Source organism: Rhizobium ecuadorense (assembly GCF_001187535.1).
In the GTDB taxonomy this organism is placed as follows: Bacteria; Pseudomonadota; Alphaproteobacteria; order Rhizobiales; family Rhizobiaceae; genus Rhizobium; species Rhizobium ecuadorense.
Genome location: NZ_LFIO01001890.1, coordinates 1 through 241 on the forward strand (window position 1 = coordinate 1; position 241 = coordinate 241).

At 60.6% G+C, this 241-nt stretch carries 1 protein-coding gene; it reads right to left on the bottom strand.

Going from position 1 to position 241, the window contains the following annotated elements; translation table 11 throughout:
• Positions 1-60: 60 nt before the first annotated feature.
• On the bottom strand, positions 61-241 hold a 181-nt coding region (locus AF337_RS44845), incomplete at its 5' end, for a hypothetical protein (RefSeq protein WP_210168098.1).

The window sequence follows — 241 nt, forward strand, 5'->3', positions numbered from 1 at the left end:
CTGCAATGCCGCTTGGCGCCGGGTAGGTTTACAGACGGTGCATTCTTTATGATACCGCACTTACCACGCCTCGATGATGGCCAGTGCTTCGATGTTGACGCCGCCGCGGGAGGTGATCAAGACGTGGGATATGGGGGCAGGTCGCCGCAAGCCGCAGCGGTCTTGCGGTGGGCACGGCGAAGGCGAGAAGGACGGCGAAAATGTCAGGTATTTCCAACGAACTTCGCTCCCCTGCTGCGAC